This window comes from Bacillus rugosus (assembly GCF_023238245.1).
In the GTDB taxonomy this organism is placed as follows: domain Bacteria; phylum Bacillota; class Bacilli; order Bacillales; family Bacillaceae; genus Bacillus; species Bacillus rugosus.
Genome location: NZ_CP096590.1, coordinates 4003029 through 4019192, shown reverse-complemented (window position 1 = coordinate 4019192; position 16164 = coordinate 4003029). Strand labels below are relative to the sequence as shown.

14 protein-coding genes are annotated in these 16164 nt (G+C 44.8%); 8 read left to right on the top strand and 6 right to left on the bottom strand.

The window, feature by feature from the left end; all coding sequences use genetic code 11:
- The first annotated feature begins 99 nt into the window (after window positions 1–99).
- Window positions 100–1242: a TetR/AcrR family transcriptional regulator gene (locus M0696_RS20310; protein ID WP_248602342.1), complete on the top strand. Its 1143-nt coding sequence runs from the start codon at window positions 100–102 to the stop codon at window positions 1240–1242.
- 325 nt (window positions 1243–1567) lie between these two features.
- On the opposite strand, the gene M0696_RS20305 is transcribed toward M0696_RS20310, so the two are convergent.
- A complete protein-coding gene (locus M0696_RS20305) occupies window positions 1568–2389 on the bottom strand; it encodes an SDR family oxidoreductase (RefSeq protein ID WP_248602341.1) in 822 nt (273 codons plus the stop codon).
- A 114-nt stretch (window positions 2390–2503) separates the two neighbouring features.
- On the opposite strand from M0696_RS20305, the gene M0696_RS20300 reads away from it, so the two are divergent.
- Both M0696_RS20300 and htpG read left to right on the top strand, forming a co-directional pair.
- Window positions 2504–2755: a hypothetical protein gene (locus M0696_RS20300; protein ID WP_102702907.1), complete on the top strand. Its 252-nt coding sequence runs from the start codon at window positions 2504–2506 to the stop codon at window positions 2753–2755.
- A gap of 180 nt (window positions 2756–2935) precedes the next feature.
- The gene (gene htpG / locus M0696_RS20295) at window positions 2936–4816 is read left to right on the top strand and encodes a molecular chaperone HtpG (RefSeq protein WP_248602340.1); all 1881 of its coding nucleotides are present in this window, start codon (window positions 2936–2938) and stop codon (window positions 4814–4816) included.
- Window positions 4817–4855: 39 nt separating this feature from the next.
- Here htpG and M0696_RS20290 read toward each other — a convergent pair whose 3' ends face one another.
- The 5 genes from M0696_RS20290 to iolR form a co-directional block, all read right to left on the bottom strand.
- Window positions 4856–6241, bottom strand: a complete 1386-nt coding sequence (locus M0696_RS20290; RefSeq protein ID WP_222142374.1) for a sugar porter family MFS transporter — start codon at window positions 6239–6241, stop codon at window positions 4856–4858.
- Window positions 6242–6494: 253 nt separating this feature from the next.
- On the bottom strand, window positions 6495–6803 hold the full coding sequence (locus M0696_RS20285; protein ID WP_248602339.1) for a DUF2653 family protein: 309 nt from the start codon (window positions 6801–6803) through the stop codon (window positions 6495–6497).
- Window positions 6804–6806: 3 nt separating this feature from the next.
- Window positions 6807–7457 carry a hypothetical protein gene (locus M0696_RS20280; protein ID WP_166846405.1) on the bottom strand — a complete coding sequence of 217 codons (651 nt, stop codon included), beginning with the start codon at window positions 7455–7457 and terminating at the stop codon, window positions 6807–6809.
- A gap of 324 nt (window positions 7458–7781) precedes the next feature.
- Entirely contained in the window at window positions 7782–8714 is a 933-nt protein-coding gene (locus M0696_RS20275; RefSeq protein WP_248602338.1) for an aldo/keto reductase, read from the bottom strand.
- A 53-nt stretch (window positions 8715–8767) separates the two neighbouring features.
- The gene (gene iolR / locus M0696_RS20270) at window positions 8768–9523 is read right to left on the bottom strand and encodes a myo-inositol utilization transcriptional regulator IolR (RefSeq protein WP_166846428.1); all 756 of its coding nucleotides are present in this window, start codon (window positions 9521–9523) and stop codon (window positions 8768–8770) included.
- Window positions 9524–9940: 417 nt separating this feature from the next.
- Between iolR and iolA the strand changes: the two genes are divergently transcribed.
- From iolA to iolE, 5 genes are all read left to right on the top strand, one after another.
- Entirely contained in the window at window positions 9941–11404 is a 1464-nt protein-coding gene (gene iolA, locus M0696_RS20265) for a methylmalonate-semialdehyde dehydrogenase (protein WP_166846431.1), read from the top strand.
- Window positions 11405–11478: 74 nt separating this feature from the next.
- Window positions 11479–12294: a 5-deoxy-glucuronate isomerase gene (gene iolB / locus M0696_RS20260; protein ID WP_166846434.1), complete on the top strand. Its 816-nt coding sequence runs from the start codon at window positions 11479–11481 to the stop codon at window positions 12292–12294.
- 23 nt (window positions 12295–12317) lie between these two features.
- On the top strand, window positions 12318–13295 hold the full coding sequence (iolC, locus tag M0696_RS20255) for a 5-dehydro-2-deoxygluconokinase (RefSeq protein WP_248602337.1): 978 nt from the start codon (window positions 12318–12320) through the stop codon (window positions 13293–13295).
- A 32-nt stretch (window positions 13296–13327) separates the two neighbouring features.
- Window positions 13328–15241 carry a 3D-(3,5/4)-trihydroxycyclohexane-1,2-dione acylhydrolase (decyclizing) gene (iolD, locus tag M0696_RS20250; protein ID WP_222142369.1) on the top strand — a complete coding sequence of 638 codons (1914 nt, stop codon included), beginning with the start codon at window positions 13328–13330 and terminating at the stop codon, window positions 15239–15241.
- A gap of 15 nt (window positions 15242–15256) precedes the next feature.
- Complete coding sequence (gene iolE, locus M0696_RS20245) at window positions 15257–16150, top strand: myo-inosose-2 dehydratase (RefSeq protein ID WP_166846443.1); 894 nt, start codon at window positions 15257–15259, stop codon at window positions 16148–16150.
- The last annotated feature ends 14 nt before the right edge of the window (window positions 16151–16164 follow it).

The following is a 16164-nucleotide window of genomic DNA, read 5'->3' as shown; positions in this document are numbered from 1 at the left end:
TATAAAGTGGTACCTTTTCTGTAAGAAAGACAACGGTGAACCATCTATACGTTACCGTACATATATCGAACATCTGTCTAATGATTGGGGGTGTCTTTTGTGCCGGAATCTGCTGAAGCTCAAGTGAAACAGGCGCTGCTGGCCTTATTGGAAGAAAGGGATATTCAACATATCACAATGAAAGAAATTGCTGAAAAGGCCAAAGTGAGCCGCGGGACGCTCTATCTTTATTATGAAGACAAGTTTTCCATTATTGAGGATGTAATAGAAGACATGAAGGAAGCGCTGGGCGAAGCGCTCTATGACGCCTTTAAGCACATGGACACACTCCATTTAAATAAAAAACGGCACACAGTGCATCCGACTCTGTCCTTTGTCCACGAGCATCGATCCTTTTTTGGCACGATGATGAACAGAGAACATTTTCATCGTTTTTTTAAGGATGTGTTTCAGCAGGATGTTTTGCTGGCTCCTGTCAATGTGAATCTGACGCCGATCGAACAGGAGATTTACGGACATTACCGGGCTTTGTACACGTACGCGATTACCCTGTATTGGCTGAATGAGGATGCAGACGCGTCTCCGGAAGCCATCAGCCAAAAGGTATGGGAGCTCGTTTCTCAAAAGCGGTTTTATTGGCTTTTTGGACAGGCTGCGTCAAAGGAGCGGCATGAGGACAAGCAAATCGACAGGCGTGTGGTTCGAACGAGAGAGGCGCTGCAGAAGGCTTTTCTGGACGTATTGGCAGAGAAAAAAGACTACGCGTCCATCACAATTTCAGACATTACCCGGAAAAGCAATATCCGCCGCGCGACCTTTTATGATCACTATGCCAGCAAAGAGGAATTGCTGCAAACCATGATTCAGCAATCATGTGAGGAGATCATAGATCACCTGACGATTGCCTCAAGTCCGAATGAGCTTTCCTTAGAGGAAGCGGAGGAAACACTCGCCAGCCTGCTTTCTGCTTTAGACCGCATGCCTGTTGTCCATTTGCTGAATCGAGATTGGGGTGTTCCTCATGTGATACCAGAGATGCTCAAAGCGCTGGAATCGTTTTACCTGCACCAGCAAGCTGATATTTCTGCGGAGAAAAAGCTTTATGCCTATTATGTATCCGCGATGGTTATCGGGCTGATTTTGTATCGGCTTGATGAAGGGAAGGCGCATGCGCCGGAAGTGCTGGCGAGGGAGTTTTTGCAGTTTTTGGATGTGAAGAAGTATAAGGTTGTATTGCTTTGAAGCGGCCCGGAGTGAAGAGCTAGGCTATGTTATGACATATCTTTTTTGTTTCGCTTTTCTTTCAAGATGAGATGCAAAAATAGGAGAGCGACAAGAAATTGGGCAATGTTCATCGTCCAAGGCATCCAGCTGGAGGTTGGTTCGAAAATCATATTATAGAGAAGATGAACTGTAAAGGAAAATGAAAAGAGTATAAATAATAGTTTATTTTGAGACTTAACAAGTGAACCTTTCTGTTTGTAGTACTGCTATTATAATAACAGAAATAGATTTAGTGGATGGTGTCTAACATGAAAAGAGGACGGCAGAGCGCCCTCTTTTTACGTTACTTCGTTTCTTCCTTCCACTTCTCATCAATCAGCATCTTCCCAGGCCATGTGTACGCCATGATGCCGCCGTCTGCGGTGATGTCTTCTCCTGTGACGTATGAGCTGTCATCAGATGCGAGGAACAGTGCCACTGTTGCCATTTCCTTCGGCTGGCCGAGGCGTCCGAGCGGCGTGACCCATTTGTTGGCTTCGCGGAATTTTTCGCCCTGTTCCTGTTCTTTGGTTCCTGCTAATTTGTCAATCAGCGGGGTTTCGATCGTTCCCGGAGAAATAGAATTGACGCGGATGCCGTTTCTTGTGTAATCGATCGCCATCGCTCTTGTCAGATTAGTAATACCGCCTTTTGCGGCATTGTAGCCAGAGCGGTCGAGGTCCGCGGCCCGGCCTGACATGGAGGAAGTATTGATGATGGAGCCTCCATTTTCGAGCATGAGCGGAATCAAGTATTTGCTGCAAAGGAATGTACCGCGCAGGTCGACGGCGATAATGCGGTCAAACAGGTCAACCGGATATTCGTGCACTTTTCCGCCTTCCTGATCAACCCCGGCGTTATTAAACAGAATATCTATCGTTCCGCAAGCATCCTTGATTTGATCAGCAAATGCTTTCACACTGTTTTCATCTGACACATCGAGGTGAAAGGCGTCCGCCTGTCCTCCGTTTTTTCTAATCTCTTCAACGGTTTCTTTCATTTGGTCTTCATCAATGTCTCCGATCACCACACGCGCACCCTCATTGGCAAAAACCTCTGCCGTCGCTTGTCCAATGCCTGTCGCGGCGCCTGTGATGACTGCGGTTTTGTTTTCAAGTCTTCCCATGGCACGAGTCCTCCTTTTTCTATTTGTCTTCCCGCTATGTGCAGAGGTAAACATGCGAGAAAAGAAATAACATATGTTAAGATGGACTAGAAATTTTTGGGGGGGGTGTGTATTTTGAAGGTACGGCATAAGAAGGAGCTCAAGTTTTATTGCTTCGTCACGATTCCGTCTGCGTTTGTTGTGCTGACAGTCATCTCTTTTTTATTGCGAGAGATTACGTTTCCGGTTACTGCAAGCGCATTTCTGAATGCTTCATGGCATAATCTACTGTTTCTGATACCGTTCGGGTTGTTTTTCTACCCGGTGCATATATGGATGAAGCGGGAGTTTGGCCGCTGGAATGATGCGGAAAAAAAGAGAGGGTGATGAATCCTCTCTTTTTTATCAGAATGACCTAGAAAAAATAGTGAAAACAAACCCAACTAATGTTAAATTTACATATATATGCATCTATCAATCTGATTGACAATTGTCACCGTATGTGATAAATAGATGCTGAAAAGGGTTTACATAACATAACAACATATCAAAAAGGGGCGATCTAGAGTGGCGAAAAAAGAGTTTAAAGCAGAGTCCAAACGACTGCTGGATATGATGATTAACTCCATTTATACCCAAAAAGAAATTTTCCTGCGTGAGTTAATCTCCAATTCCAGTGATGCGATTGACAAAATCTATTACAAAGCGCTGACGGACGATGCGCTTACATTTGATAAAGACAGTTACTACATAAAGGTTGCGGCTGACAAAGGTGCGAGAACATTAACGATCTCCGATACAGGAATCGGGATGACAAAGGACGAGCTTGAACAGCATCTCGGCACAATTGCGAAAAGCGGTTCCCTCGCGTTTAAAAAGGAAAACGAGCTGAAAGACGGACATGACATCATCGGGCAATTCGGTGTCGGTTTTTACGCAGCGTTTATGGTTGCCGATGTCGTGACTGTCATCAGTAAGGCGCTCGACAGCGAAGAGGCATATAAATGGGAGTCTGCGGGTGCAGACGGCTATACGATTGAGCCGTGTGAAAAGGATTCTGTCGGCACAGACATTATCCTGAAAATCAAAGAGAACACAGAAGATGACAGCTATGACGAGTTTTTAGAAGAATACCGTTTAAAAGCGATCATCAAAAAGTACTCCGACTTCATCCGCTACCCGATCAAAATGGATACAACCATTAATAAGCCGAAGGAAGGCAGCGAGAATGAATTTGAAGAGGTACAGGAAGAACAGACGGTCAACAGCATGGTGCCAATCTGGAGAAAAAACAAAAGCGAGCTGACAGATGAGGACTATGAAAAGTTCTATGCTGAAAAGCATTACGGGTTTGATAAACCGCTCACACATGTTCATATCAGTGTGGATGGTGCCGTTCGCTACAATGCGATTCTATTTATTCCTGAAAACATGCCGTTTGACTATTATTCCAAGGAATATGAGAAAGGCTTGGAGCTGTATTCCAATGGCGTGCTGATCATGAACAAATGCGCGGATCTGCTTCCGGACCACTTCAGCTTCGTGAAGGGGATGGTCGATTCTGAGGATCTATCACTGAACATTTCCAGAGAAATGCTCCAGCATGACCGCCAGCTGAAGCTGATCGCGAAAAATATCAGCAAGAAAATCAAAAGCGAGCTGCAAAGCCTGCTGAAAAAAGACCGAGAGAAATACGAGACGTTCTACAAGTCATTCGGCAGACAGTTGAAATTCGGCGTGTACAATGATTTTGGCGCGAATAAGGATCAATTGAAGGACCTCCTATTATTCTACTCTTCCAAAGAGAAAAAATTGGTCAGCTTAGACGAGTACGTATCCAGAATGCCTGAGGAGCAGAAATACATTTATTACGCGACCGGTGATTCATACGATCGCATTGAGAAACTGCCGCAAACAGAAATGGTAGCCGACAAAGGCTATGAAATTCTCTACTTTACCGAGGACATCGATGAGTTTGCGATTAAAATGCTGGCATCATATCAGGAAAAAGAGTTCAAATCCGTATCAAGCGGAGATCTTGGCATAGACACGGATGAGGATCAAAAGCAGTCCGAGGAAGAGGAAAGCAAGTACAAGGATCTGTTTGAGGAAATGAAAAACATTCTGTCAGATAAAGTGAAAAACGTCAGAATCTCAAAACGGCTCAAATCACATCCGGTCTGCCTTGCCGCTGACGGCGAAGTGACAATCGAGATGGAAAAAATCTTAAACGCGATGCCGGACAGCCAAAATGTAAAGGCGGATAAAGTGCTTGAAATCAACCCGAATCATGAGGTATTCCAAACACTGCAGGACGCATTTGAACAGGATAAAGGGAAGCTGAGCCTGTACACAAATCTTCTGTACAATCAGGCGCTTCTCATCGAAGGCTTGCCAATTCAAGACCCTGTTGAATTTACCAACAATATTTGCAAGGTTATGGTGTAATAGAAAAAAGGAATCGTCCCTTGGGACGATTCCTTTTTTTTATAATGTACGCTCATTCAGCACTTGGTTTTGGCTGCTTTTTTTCTTTTTAAACCGTCTTTTCAGGCTTGCTTCAATTTCCTCCAAGCTTTTCCCTTTGGTTTCAGGAACCATGTAGAGGGCGAAGAAAAATGAAAGCAGGCAGATTACTGAAAAAATTGTAAAGACCCATGCGATGCCCATTGCGCTGAGCATCAGCGGGAAGACAAGCGACACGATCAGGTTGGTTGCTGATAACACCAGAGTAGTAAAGCCTGTTGCGGCTCCGCGTACTTTGGATGGGAAGAGCTCAGGCATCAGAACCCATACAACTGGCCCCCATGTTGCCTGGTAAAATACGATATAGACGCCGAGGAAAACGACGGTCAGCCATGCTGTTGATGTAGAGAGCCCCAGTGTCAGGAGCACAGCTGCTAGTGCGGCCAAGCTCAGTGTAATGCCGACGCTTCCCCAAATTAGCAGTTTTTTGCGGCCGATGCGGTCAATTAAGATCATGGCAGTGATGCACATGATGACGTTGAGGACACCGATCCCCATTGTGCCGAGCGCAGAAGCAGACGTGCCGAGGCCGGCCTTTGTAAAAATGGTCGGCGCGTAGTAGATCACCGTGTTAATGCCGACAGCCTGCTGGAAAATGGCAAGACCGACGCCAATGAGAAGCATAGGACGAATCCATTTTGCTTTTAGCAAACCGAGTGTTGTTTCTTTTTTCCCAACTTCCGCTTCTTTCATATCTGCAAGTTCCTGCTCAATATTTTCTTGGTCATGAGTGATTTTCATAATGTCTTTCGCTTCATCTTCACGCCCGCGCTTTACGAGCCATCTTGGTGATTCAGGCATAAATGCGATTCCAATTAATAAGAGCACCGCAGGCACCGCAGCCAGCCCTACCATCCAGCGCCACGCTTCAAACGGCGTGAACAGATAGTTTACGATATATGCTAATAAAATACCGGTAACCACCATTAAGTTGTTCATCGTGCCGAGTGTCCCGCGGATTTTCGTCGGTGCCATTTCTGACAGGTACACGGGCACAAGTGCTGTTGAACCGCCGACGGCCAACCCGAGAATCACCCGAGATGCAATCAGCATGCCGACCGTTTGAGAAAACGCGCAAGCGAGCGCGCCGACAATGAAAATGATGGAAAGGACAAATACAACTTTTCTCCTGCCCCAACGGTCGGAGCATGTGCCGCTCAAAGCAGAACCGAAAATCGCACCAAGAAGCAGCATGCTGACAACCAATCCCTCTGTCAATGTGGTTAAAGGAATATCGTTGTTGATAAAAAGCAGCGCTCCAGAAATGACGCCCGTATCATAACCGTAAAGGAGCCCCCCTAAAGCGCCGAAAAAGTAGATCATATATTTCCTTGTGTTTGTCTTCACAAATGTTCCCCCTCAGTTGTTAGGCCAATGAGTATCTCTTATGTTTAACAAAGTTAATAGAGTAGTACCCTTTTCCTATCTCATTTGAAACATTTGTTTTGAAAAAAGGAAATGTTAAAGCCGAAACGCGGGGTGTTGGCGATTTTTGCGTAGGTGACAGATCCAATGAGTACGGGAAATACGAAGCAACTCCTAGAATAATCCCGGGGGAAAACATCATAAAAAACCTTACTCACGCGGAGTAAGGTTTTGATTAGGACATTCCCTCGTTGACGAAAACCAAGGCGGAGAACCCTTTTTTCTTATCAAATTGCAATTCTACAACTGTAACGTCTGGATTGAAGTTGTGGTATTCCTCTAAGAACTGAATAATGCCCTCTGAAATCTCGTCTGACATAAGCTGCTTGTGGTGCATGCCATATTTAGCTTCAGCGAAGAAACCTGTACGCTTGTTGTAAGACAGCTCTTTTACTTCAACATCCTCAGGGTACATATCTTCTTCATTAGAAATATACACACAAATCCCGTCTACAATTTCTTGCTCATTTAATACTAATTTCATTCCCTAAAAGCTCCTTCTGTACGTCTTCGGTGTTTTGAATGCGCGAATCAGTGCGATGACAATGAGTAAAATAATGATCAGAGCGATGACATCAACGATCCAAGCAATGGGCGAAGCGCCATACGAAACATAGCCTGGGCCCCCGACTGGATGGTAGGTGTAACCCCAAGGGTGCATCATGCTGATCATGAACATGCCCATTGTGAATCCGCTATAATATCCGAACCATCCTGATGGCGAGAATCCTGCATTGTAGTAATGATTGACTGAAACATAACGTCCGCCAACATAAGCTTTAGACGTTTTTCCGCTGTATGTCTTTCCGCTTACTTTTGAGGTGGCGCCAGAAAATGTGCCTGTCGATTTTTTAGCGCCTGATGAGCTCGATTTTTCCGAAGATTTCTTTTTCAGTGAGATCGATGATGATGAATCGTCAGACGTCTTAGAGTTTTTGCTTGACGAGCTTGATCCTGAACTATAGCTTGATTTTGGGCTGGATTTATAGCTTCCGCTGTATGATGAGCTTGAACTTCGGCTGCTGTAACTAGATGATGAGCGGCCGCTAAAACTTTTTGCATGAGAAACGGTTGATGGCAGCAGTACACCTAAAGCAACGGTTACTGCAACTAAAGCTTTTACATATGTGAGTTTCATTCTGTTTCCTCCATAGACCCGAAACGGCCCATTATTCTGAGCTGCAAATAAAAGTAGCTGTGCAGATTTTTTATACACATGAGTCTCTTATTTCTTGATGATACTAACGTTTCATATCTTGTTTTGCTTTTTCAATCACTTTCTTTCTGAGATAACTTACCTTTATTTTATTGGATTTATGGCTCTTTTTGTAAGTTTTTGCTCCAAAATCAGTAATTCACTGAAGCTATTACGATGTTTTCTCAACATGCAATCTTAGGAAGATAGAATAATGTTGCACAAATAAAAACAGCCTTCTCATTGGAGAAGGCTGTTTTCTACTTCTTATGAGAACAGCTTATCAATAAACGAAATATCCTCTTGAGAAAGCGTCACGTCAGCGGTTTTGATGTTATCAATTAACTGATCGGCGCGTTTTGCTCCAGGGATTAAAATATCAATTTCCGGTCTTGCCAAATACCAAGCCAATACGATGTGAGGGATGTCCACGTTGTGCTTTTCGGCAATCGGCGCAAGCTTGTTGACCTTTCTGATATTTTCTTTGAAACGCTCGCCCTTGAAGTTTTCCATTTCGTTTCGCAGGTCACCTTCAGGGAACGTTGTATCTTCTGTATACTTTCCTGCCAATAATCCTGATACGAGCGGGAAGTAAGGGATAAATGAAATATTATGCTCCTTCGTATAAGGGAAGAATGTATTTTCCGCATCTCGGTTTAACAGGTTGTATTCGCCTTGCAATACATCTACCAAGCCGTCTCTGTTTGCTTCTTTCAGTTGTTCTAAAGAGAAGTTGGATACACCGATGGAGCGGATTTTTCCGGCTTGCTTCATCTCATTCAGCGCGTTGACAGCTTCATCCTTAGGCGTTTGTTCGTCCGGGAAGTGAATGTAGAATAGATCGATATAATCCGTATTCAAACGCTTCAGGCTTTCATCAACTGATTTCTTAAGGAATTCTGGTGAATTATCAAAGACAAAGTCATTTCCTTGTTTTCTGTGCGCGGCTTTCGTCGCGATGACAACATCTTCACGATTGAATTCGCGCAGCACTTCGCCAATTAATTCTTCAGAACGGCCGATCCCATAAATATAAGCGGTATCTAACATTGTCACGCCATTACGGATCGCCTCGCGAACCAATTCTTTTCCGGTTTCTTCATTCAGGTTCGGGTAGAGGTTGTGTCCGCCGACAGCATTTGTTCCTAATCCGATAGGGAATACCTGCAAGTCTGATTTTCCGAGCGTAGCTTTTTTCATGATCTGCCTCCTAGAATAAAATGGATGAAAGACTCTCAACACTATTGTAACCGTTAGGCTAGATGAATGCCGATTTGGTGCTCATGGCAATACTGTGTGTACTCGTCATCTAATGGCTGGGATGTCACAATGCAATGCAGCCTGTCAAATGGCGCATACGTCAGTAGCGTTGATTTTCCGAATTTAGAATGGTCAGCCAATAAATACACTTCTTTTGCTTTTTCCGAAATCCTTTTTTTAATTTCGTACTCCAGCAGATCCGAATTGGTCAATCCGTGTGTCAGCGTCGTTCCGGTAGCGGACATAAAGGCTTTGTTGATATTGTACTTATCAAGCATAGCCGGATCGTCCATGCCGACAAAGGAGCGCGTTTTTCTTTTATAGTTGTTTCCGATAATGATTAAGTTGATATTCTTCAAAGCTGAAGCCGCATTGATAATGTCTAAACTGTTGGTTAAAATGGTGACATTTTTGGCCGGATCAAGCGTATCGAGAATAGACTTTGTTGTTGTTCCTGAATCAATGAAGATTAAATCATGATCTTCAATAAAACGGGAAGCATAATGGGCAATTTTTGTTTTTTCATCTTGGTGCTGAATGGTGCGATTCTCAAAAGGAACTAATGCGGTTTTCTCAATAGATGTTACGCCGCCGTATACTTTTTCAATCGCACCCTTTTCTGTTAGCTTGTTGATATCACGTCTGACTGTGTTTTTGGAGACATTGAACACCTGGCACAGCTCATCTAAGGAAACAGTGCCATGCGATAAAATGTACTCCTCCATTTCCTGAATCCGCATCAGTTTCATATAAATAAACTCCTTCTTGAATCTTTACCTAACATAAATATATAATAAAACCCAAGAGTTGATCAATAGTTGCTTAAAAAATGATAACATTGGTGTATATCTTTTGCAAGATTCGACGGACTTCTCGCTACTCTCTTAATAAGTTAAAAGATTAGTATAATAAAAATAATGAAAAAATTTAGTGTTTATGATTGACTTATGGGTATTATGCGATTAGAATATAACCAAGAAATGACCAAAAAGTAACCTGATGTGCATGAAATGGTTGCTTGTATCTAAAATTGCATCACCATTTATTTTTTTTGTTTTTTTGAAAGCGTTTAATTCTTGGCTTACTGAAACAGTGGATATTGATATGAATCTATCCTGAACCACCCATACAAGTGTATGTGTTTACTAATGAAGGAGGCAATAAGAATGGCAGAAATCAGAAAATTAAAAAACTATATCAACGGTGAATGGGTTGAAAGCAAAACAGATAAATATGAAGACGTTGTGAATCCGGCGACGAAAGAAGTACTGTGCCAAGTGCCGATTTCAACAAAAGAGGATATTGATTACGCTGCGCAAAAAGCGGCTGAGGCATTTACAACATGGTCAAAAGTGGCGGTTCCGCGCCGTGCCAGAATTCTATTTAACTTCCAGCAGCTGCTTTCTCAGCATAAAGAAGAACTTGCTCATCTGATTACCATTGAAAATGGAAAAAACACTAAAGAAGCTCTTGGAGAAGTGGGACGCGGAATTGAAAACGTAGAATTCGCAGCTGGAGCGCCTTCCCTGATGATGGGTGACTCACTTGCTTCCATCGCAACAGATGTTGAAGCGGCCAACTACCGCTACCCAATCGGAGTTGTCGGCGGAATCGCGCCATTCAACTTCCCGATGATGGTTCCTTGCTGGATGTTCCCGATGGCAATCGCTCTCGGCAACACATTTATTTTAAAACCATCTGAGCGTACACCGTTGTTAACAGAGAAATTGGTTGAGCTTTTTGAAAAAGCGGGCCTTCCGAAAGGGGTATTCAACGTCGTATACGGTGCGCATGACGTAGTGAACGGCATCCTTGAGCATCCTGAAATTAAAGCAATTTCATTCGTAGGCTCCAAGCCGGTCGGCGAATACGTCTACAAAAAAGGAAGCGAAAACTTAAAACGCGTTCAATCTCTGACTGGCGCGAAAAACCATACGATTGTCCTGAACGATGCGAATCTCGAAGACACAATCACAAACATTATTGGAGCAGCCTTCGGTTCTGCCGGTGAACGCTGCATGGCTTGTGCGGTGGTGACGGTTGAAGAAGGAATCGCTGATGAGTTTATGGCGAAGCTGCAGGAAAAAGTGGCTGATATTAAAATCGGTAACGGCCTTGATGACGGTGTGTTCTTAGGCCCGGTTATTCGCGAAGACAACAAGAAGCGCACGCTCAGCTATATTGAAAAAGGGCTGGAAGAAGGCGCAAGACTCGTATGTGACGGACGTGAAAATGTGTCTGACGACGGCTACTTTGTCGGCCCTACGATCTTTGACAATGTCACGACAGAGATGACGATCTGGAAAGATGAAATTTTTGCTCCGGTCTTGTCAGTCATCCGCGTGAAAAACCTGAAGGAAGCAATTGAAATTGCCAATAAGTCAGAGTTTGCGAACGGTGCTTGCCTGTTCACATCCAACTCAAATGCAATCCGCTACTTCCGTGAAAACATTGATGCGGGTATGCTCGGCATCAACCTGGGTGTACCGGCTCCGATGGCGTTCTTCCCATTCTCTGGCTGGAAGTCATCATTCTTTGGAACGCTGCATGCGAACGGAAAAGACAGCGTCGACTTCTATACACGTAAAAAAGTGGTTACGGCAAGATATCCGGCACCTGATTTCAACTAAACGACGAACAGCCGAACGGCGCCCATGTGCGCTGTTCGGACTCATTCTTACAATAGAAAGAGGAGGGCTTCACTATGAGTTATTTGTTGCGTAAGCCGCAGTCGAATGAAATATCTAATGGGGTTAAACTGGTGCACGAAGTAACGAAATCCAACTCTGATCTCACCTATGTAGAGTTTAAAGTGTTAGATCTCGCTTCCGGTTCCAGCTATGCAGAAGAATTGAAAAAACAAGAAATCTGTATTGTGGCGGTAACGGGAAACATTACAGTAACCGATCATGAGTCGACTTTTGAGAATATCGGCACGCGTGAAAGCGTATTCGAACGAAAACCGACAGACAGTGTCTATATTTCAAATGATCGTGCATTTGAGATCACAGCTGTCAGCGATGCAAGAGTGGCGCTTTGCTATTCTCCATCTGAAAAACAGCTTCCGACAAAGCTGATCAAAGCGGAAGACAATGGAATTGAGCATCGCGGGAAGTTTTCAAACAAACGTACTGTTCACAACATTCTTCCGGATTCAGACCCTTCAGCTAACAGCCTGTTAGTAGTTGAAGTCTATACAGACAGCGGAAACTGGTCCAGCTACCCGCCTCATAAACACGATCAAGACAACTTGCCGGAAGAATCTTTCTTAGAAGAAACGTACTACCATGAATTAGACCCGGGACAGGGCTTTGTGTTTCAGCGTGTATACACAGATGACCGCTCTATTGACGAGACAATGACTGTAGAAAATGAAAACGTTGTCATTGTTCCTGCTGGATACCACCCGGTAGGCGTTCCGGATGGATACACATCCTACTATTTAAATGTCATGGCAGGGCCGACGCGGAAATGGAAGTTTCATAATGACCCGGCGCATGAGTGGATTTTAGAACGCTAACAAGTGAGGAGTGGCTGTTTACGATGAAGTATACATTTAATGAAGAGAAGGCTTTTGATATTGTTGCCATCGGCCGGGCATGTATTGATCTGAACGCAGTCGAATACAACCGCCCAATGGAAGAAACAATGACATTTTCGAAATACGTCGGCGGTTCACCTGCAAATATCGCGATTGGCAGCGCGAAGCTTGGCTTAAAAGCGGGCTTCATCGGCAAAATTCCAGATGACCAGCATGGAAGATTCATAGAGTCCTATATGAGAAATACCGGCGTTGATACAACGCAGATGATTGTAGATCAAGATGGACACAAAGCTGGCCTTGCATTTACGGAAATTCTGAGCCCTGAAGAATGCAGCATCTTAATGTATCGAGATGATGTGGCGGATCTTTATCTTGAGCCTTCAGAGGTAAGCGAGGACTATATCGCAAATGCGAAAATGCTGCTTGTTTCCGGGACAGCACTTGCTAAAAGCCCATCAAGGGAAGCGGTGTTAAAAGCTGTTCAATACGCGAAAAAGCATCAGGTCAAAGTGGTGTTCGAACTGGATTACCGCCCGTATACGTGGCAGTCAGCGGATGAAACAGCCGTTTACTATTCTTTGGTCGCCGAGCAGTCTGATATCGTGATCGGCACACGCGATGAATTTGATGTGATGGAAAATCTCACAGGCGGAAGCAATGAAGAATCGGTCAATCATTTATTTAGCCATTCAGCCGACCTCGTTGTCATCAAACACGGCGTCGAAGGCTCTTACGCATACAGCAAATCTGGTGAGGTATACCGAGCGCAAGCGTACAAGACAAAAGTGCTGAAAACCTTTGGAGCCGGTGACTCCTATGCGTCAGCCTTTATCTATGGCCTTGTCAGCGGAAAAGACATCGAAACGGCATTGAAATACGGCAGCGCGTCAGCCTCCATTGTGGTGAGCAAGCACAGTTCGTCAGAAGCAATGCCGACTGCGGATGAAATCGTACAGCTTATTGAAGCACAGTCATAATTGAAAAAGATCGAGTAAAGGTGGGATCGTTTGTGGGTAGGAAAATTCGCTTAACAACAGCACAAGCGCTGATTAAATTCTTAAACCAGCAGTACATCCATGTAGATGGAAAGGAAGAGCCTTTCGTTGAAGGGATTTTCACGATTTTCGGTCATGGAAACGTATTAGGGATTGGCCAGGCGCTTGAGCAGGATGCAGGCCATTTGAAAGTCTATCAAGGGAAAAATGAACAAGGAATGGCGCATGCCGCAATGGCGTACAGCAAACAAATGCTGAGAAGAAAAATATATGCGGTCTCTACATCCGTCGGACCGGGAGCGGCTAACTTAGTGGCGGCAGCCGGCACTGCATTGGCAAACAATATCCCGGTTCTCTTGATTCCGGCAGATACATTTGCGACAAGACAGCCAGATCCCGTACTGCAGCAGATGGAGCAAGAATACAGTGCGGCGATTACAACAAACGATGCATTGAAACCTGTATCGAGATACTGGGACCGCATTACGCGTCCTGAGCAGCTTATGAGCAGTTTGCTGCGCGCGTTTGAAGTCATGACCGATCCGGCAAAAGCAGGTCCGGCAACGATTTGTATTTCTCAGGATGTCGAAGGAGAAGCATACGACTTTGATGAAAGTTTCTTCGTCAAACGGGTTCACTATATTGATCGCTTACAGCCGAGCGAGCGCGAGCTTCAAGGTGCGGCGGAGCTGATTAAAGCCAGCAAAAATCCTGTGATCCTCGTCGGCGGAGGCGCAAAATACTCCGGTGCGCGCGATGAATTGGTTGCCATTTCTGAAGCGTATCACATTCCGTTAGTTGAAACGCAGGCAGGAAAGTCGACAGTTGAAGCTGATTTTGCGAACAACCTCGGCGGAATGGGCATCACAGGTACACTTGCGGCAAATAAAGCGGCCCGCCAAGCTGATTTGATTATCGGTATCGGCACAAGATATACGGATTTTGCGACATCCTCTAAGACCGCTTTTGATTTTGATAAAGCGAAGTTTCTGAACATCAATGTCAGCCGAATGCAGGCGTATAAACTCGATGCGTTCCAAGTGGTAGCAGATGCGAAAGTGACGCTTGGCAAACTGCACGGCTTGCTTGAAGGCTATAAGAGTGAATTCGGTTCAACGATCAAGGAGCTGAAGGACGAATGGCTCGCTGAACGCGAACGCCTCAGCAAAGTGACGTTTAAACGGGAAGCATTTGATCCGGAAATCAAAAATCATTTCTCTCAAGAGGTTCTAAATGAATACGCTGACGCGTTGAATACTGAGCTTCCGCAAACAACGGCATTGCTGACAATCAACGAGACCATTCCTGAAGACAGCGTAATCATCTGTTCAGCAGGTTCCCTTCCAGGAGATTTGCAGCGTCTGTGGCATTCAAATGTTCCGAATACGTATCACCTGGAGTACGGGTATTCCTGCATGGGCTATGAAGTGTCCGGGACACTGGGTCTTAAACTGGCCCATCCTGACAGAGAAGTATATTCCATTGTCGGAGACGGCAGCTTCCTGATGCTTCACTCCGAGCTGATTACGGCGATTCAGTACAACAAGAAAATCAATGTGCTGCTCTTTGATAACTCTGGTTTTGGATGTATCAACAACTTACAAATGGATCACGGCAGCGGCAGCTACTATTGTGAGTTCCGCACAGATGACAATCAAATTTTAAATGTCGATTATGCAAAAGTTGCTGAGGGATACGGCGCGAAAACCTACCGTGCTAACACGATAGAAGAGTTAAAAGCGGCGTTAGAGGATGCGAAGAAACAAGACGTATCAACGTTAATTGAGATGAAGGTTCTGCCAAAAACAATGACGGACGGCTATGACAGCTGGTGGCATGTCGGCGTAGCAGAGGTATCTGAACAGGAGAGCGTTCAGAAGGCATACGAAGCAAAAGAAAAAATGCTGGAATCTGCGAAGCAGTATTAGAGGGGAGGCTCATAGATGGGCAAAGATAAAATCCTGTGGGGCATTGCTCCAATAGGGTGGCGGAATGATGATATTCCTGAAATCGGAGCGGGAAACACACTTCAGCATTTGTTGAGTGATATCGTTGTCGCACGTTTTCAAGGTACGGAAGTCGGGGGATTTTTCCCCGAACCGGCCATCCTGAACAAAGAGCTGAAACTTCGAAATTTAAGAATCGCGGGAAAATGGTTCAGCAGCTTTATCCTGCGTGACGGACTCGGTGAAGCGGCAAAGGCATTTACCCTGCATTGTGAGTATTTGCAACAAGTAAACGCGGATGTCGCAGTTGTCTCTGAACAAACACACAGTGTGCAAAGCTTGGAGAAAAATGTGTTCACAGAGAAGCCGCACTTTACGGATGATGAATGGGAACGGCTTTGCGAAGGATTGAATCACCTTGGCAAAATTGCTGATCAGCATGGCTTAAAGCTTGTGTATCATCACCATCTTGGCACTGGCGTCCAAACCGCGGAAGAAGTGGACCGCCTGATGGCTGGAACAGACCCCGCGCATGTACACCTCCTCTATGATACAGGGCATGCGTATATTTCTGACGGTGACTATATGGGAATGCTTGAGAAGCATATCGGCCGCATTAAGCATGTGCACTTTAAAGATGCCCGCCTGAATGTCATGGAACAATGCAGGCTTGGAGGGGAATCGTTTCGACAAGCATTTTTAAAAGGCATGTTCACGGTTCCCGGTGATGGATGCATTGATTTTAGAGAAGTATATCAGCTGCTGTTGAAGCATGATTATTCCGGATGGATTGTCGTTGAAGCTGAACAGGACCCTGATGTTGCAAACCCGCTTGAGTATGCATTGATCGCGAGAAACTATATTGATGAGCAGTTGTTGGATCTGGCTTAATGGGGACTGAATAT

Excerpts from the sequence above, each read along its gene's own strand:
- M0696_RS20305 (WP_248602341.1), bottom strand. The coding sequence starts at position 2,389 with ATGGGAAGACTTGAAAACAAAACCGCAGTCATCACAGGCGCCGCGACA.
- M0696_RS20285 (WP_248602339.1), bottom strand. The coding sequence starts at position 6,803 with ATGAAATTAGTATTAAATGAGCAAGAAATTGTAGACGGGATTTGTGTG.
- M0696_RS20280 (WP_166846405.1), bottom strand. The coding sequence starts at position 7,457 with ATGAAACTCACATATGTAAAAGCTTTAGTTGCAGTAACCGTTGCTTTA.
- M0696_RS20275 (WP_248602338.1), bottom strand. The coding sequence starts at position 8,714 with ATGAAAAAAGCTACGCTCGGAAAATCAGACTTGCAGGTATTCCCTATC.
- iolR (WP_166846428.1), bottom strand. The coding sequence starts at position 9,523 with ATGAAACTGATGCGGATTCAGGAAATGGAGGAGTACATTTTATCGCAT.
- iolA (WP_166846431.1), top strand. The coding sequence starts at position 9,941 with ATGGCAGAAATCAGAAAATTAAAAAACTATATCAACGGTGAATGGGTT.
- iolB (WP_166846434.1), top strand. The coding sequence starts at position 11,479 with ATGAGTTATTTGTTGCGTAAGCCGCAGTCGAATGAAATATCTAATGGG.
- iolC (WP_248602337.1), top strand. The coding sequence starts at position 12,318 with ATGAAGTATACATTTAATGAAGAGAAGGCTTTTGATATTGTTGCCATC.
- iolE (WP_166846443.1), top strand. The coding sequence starts at position 15,257 with ATGGGCAAAGATAAAATCCTGTGGGGCATTGCTCCAATAGGGTGGCGG.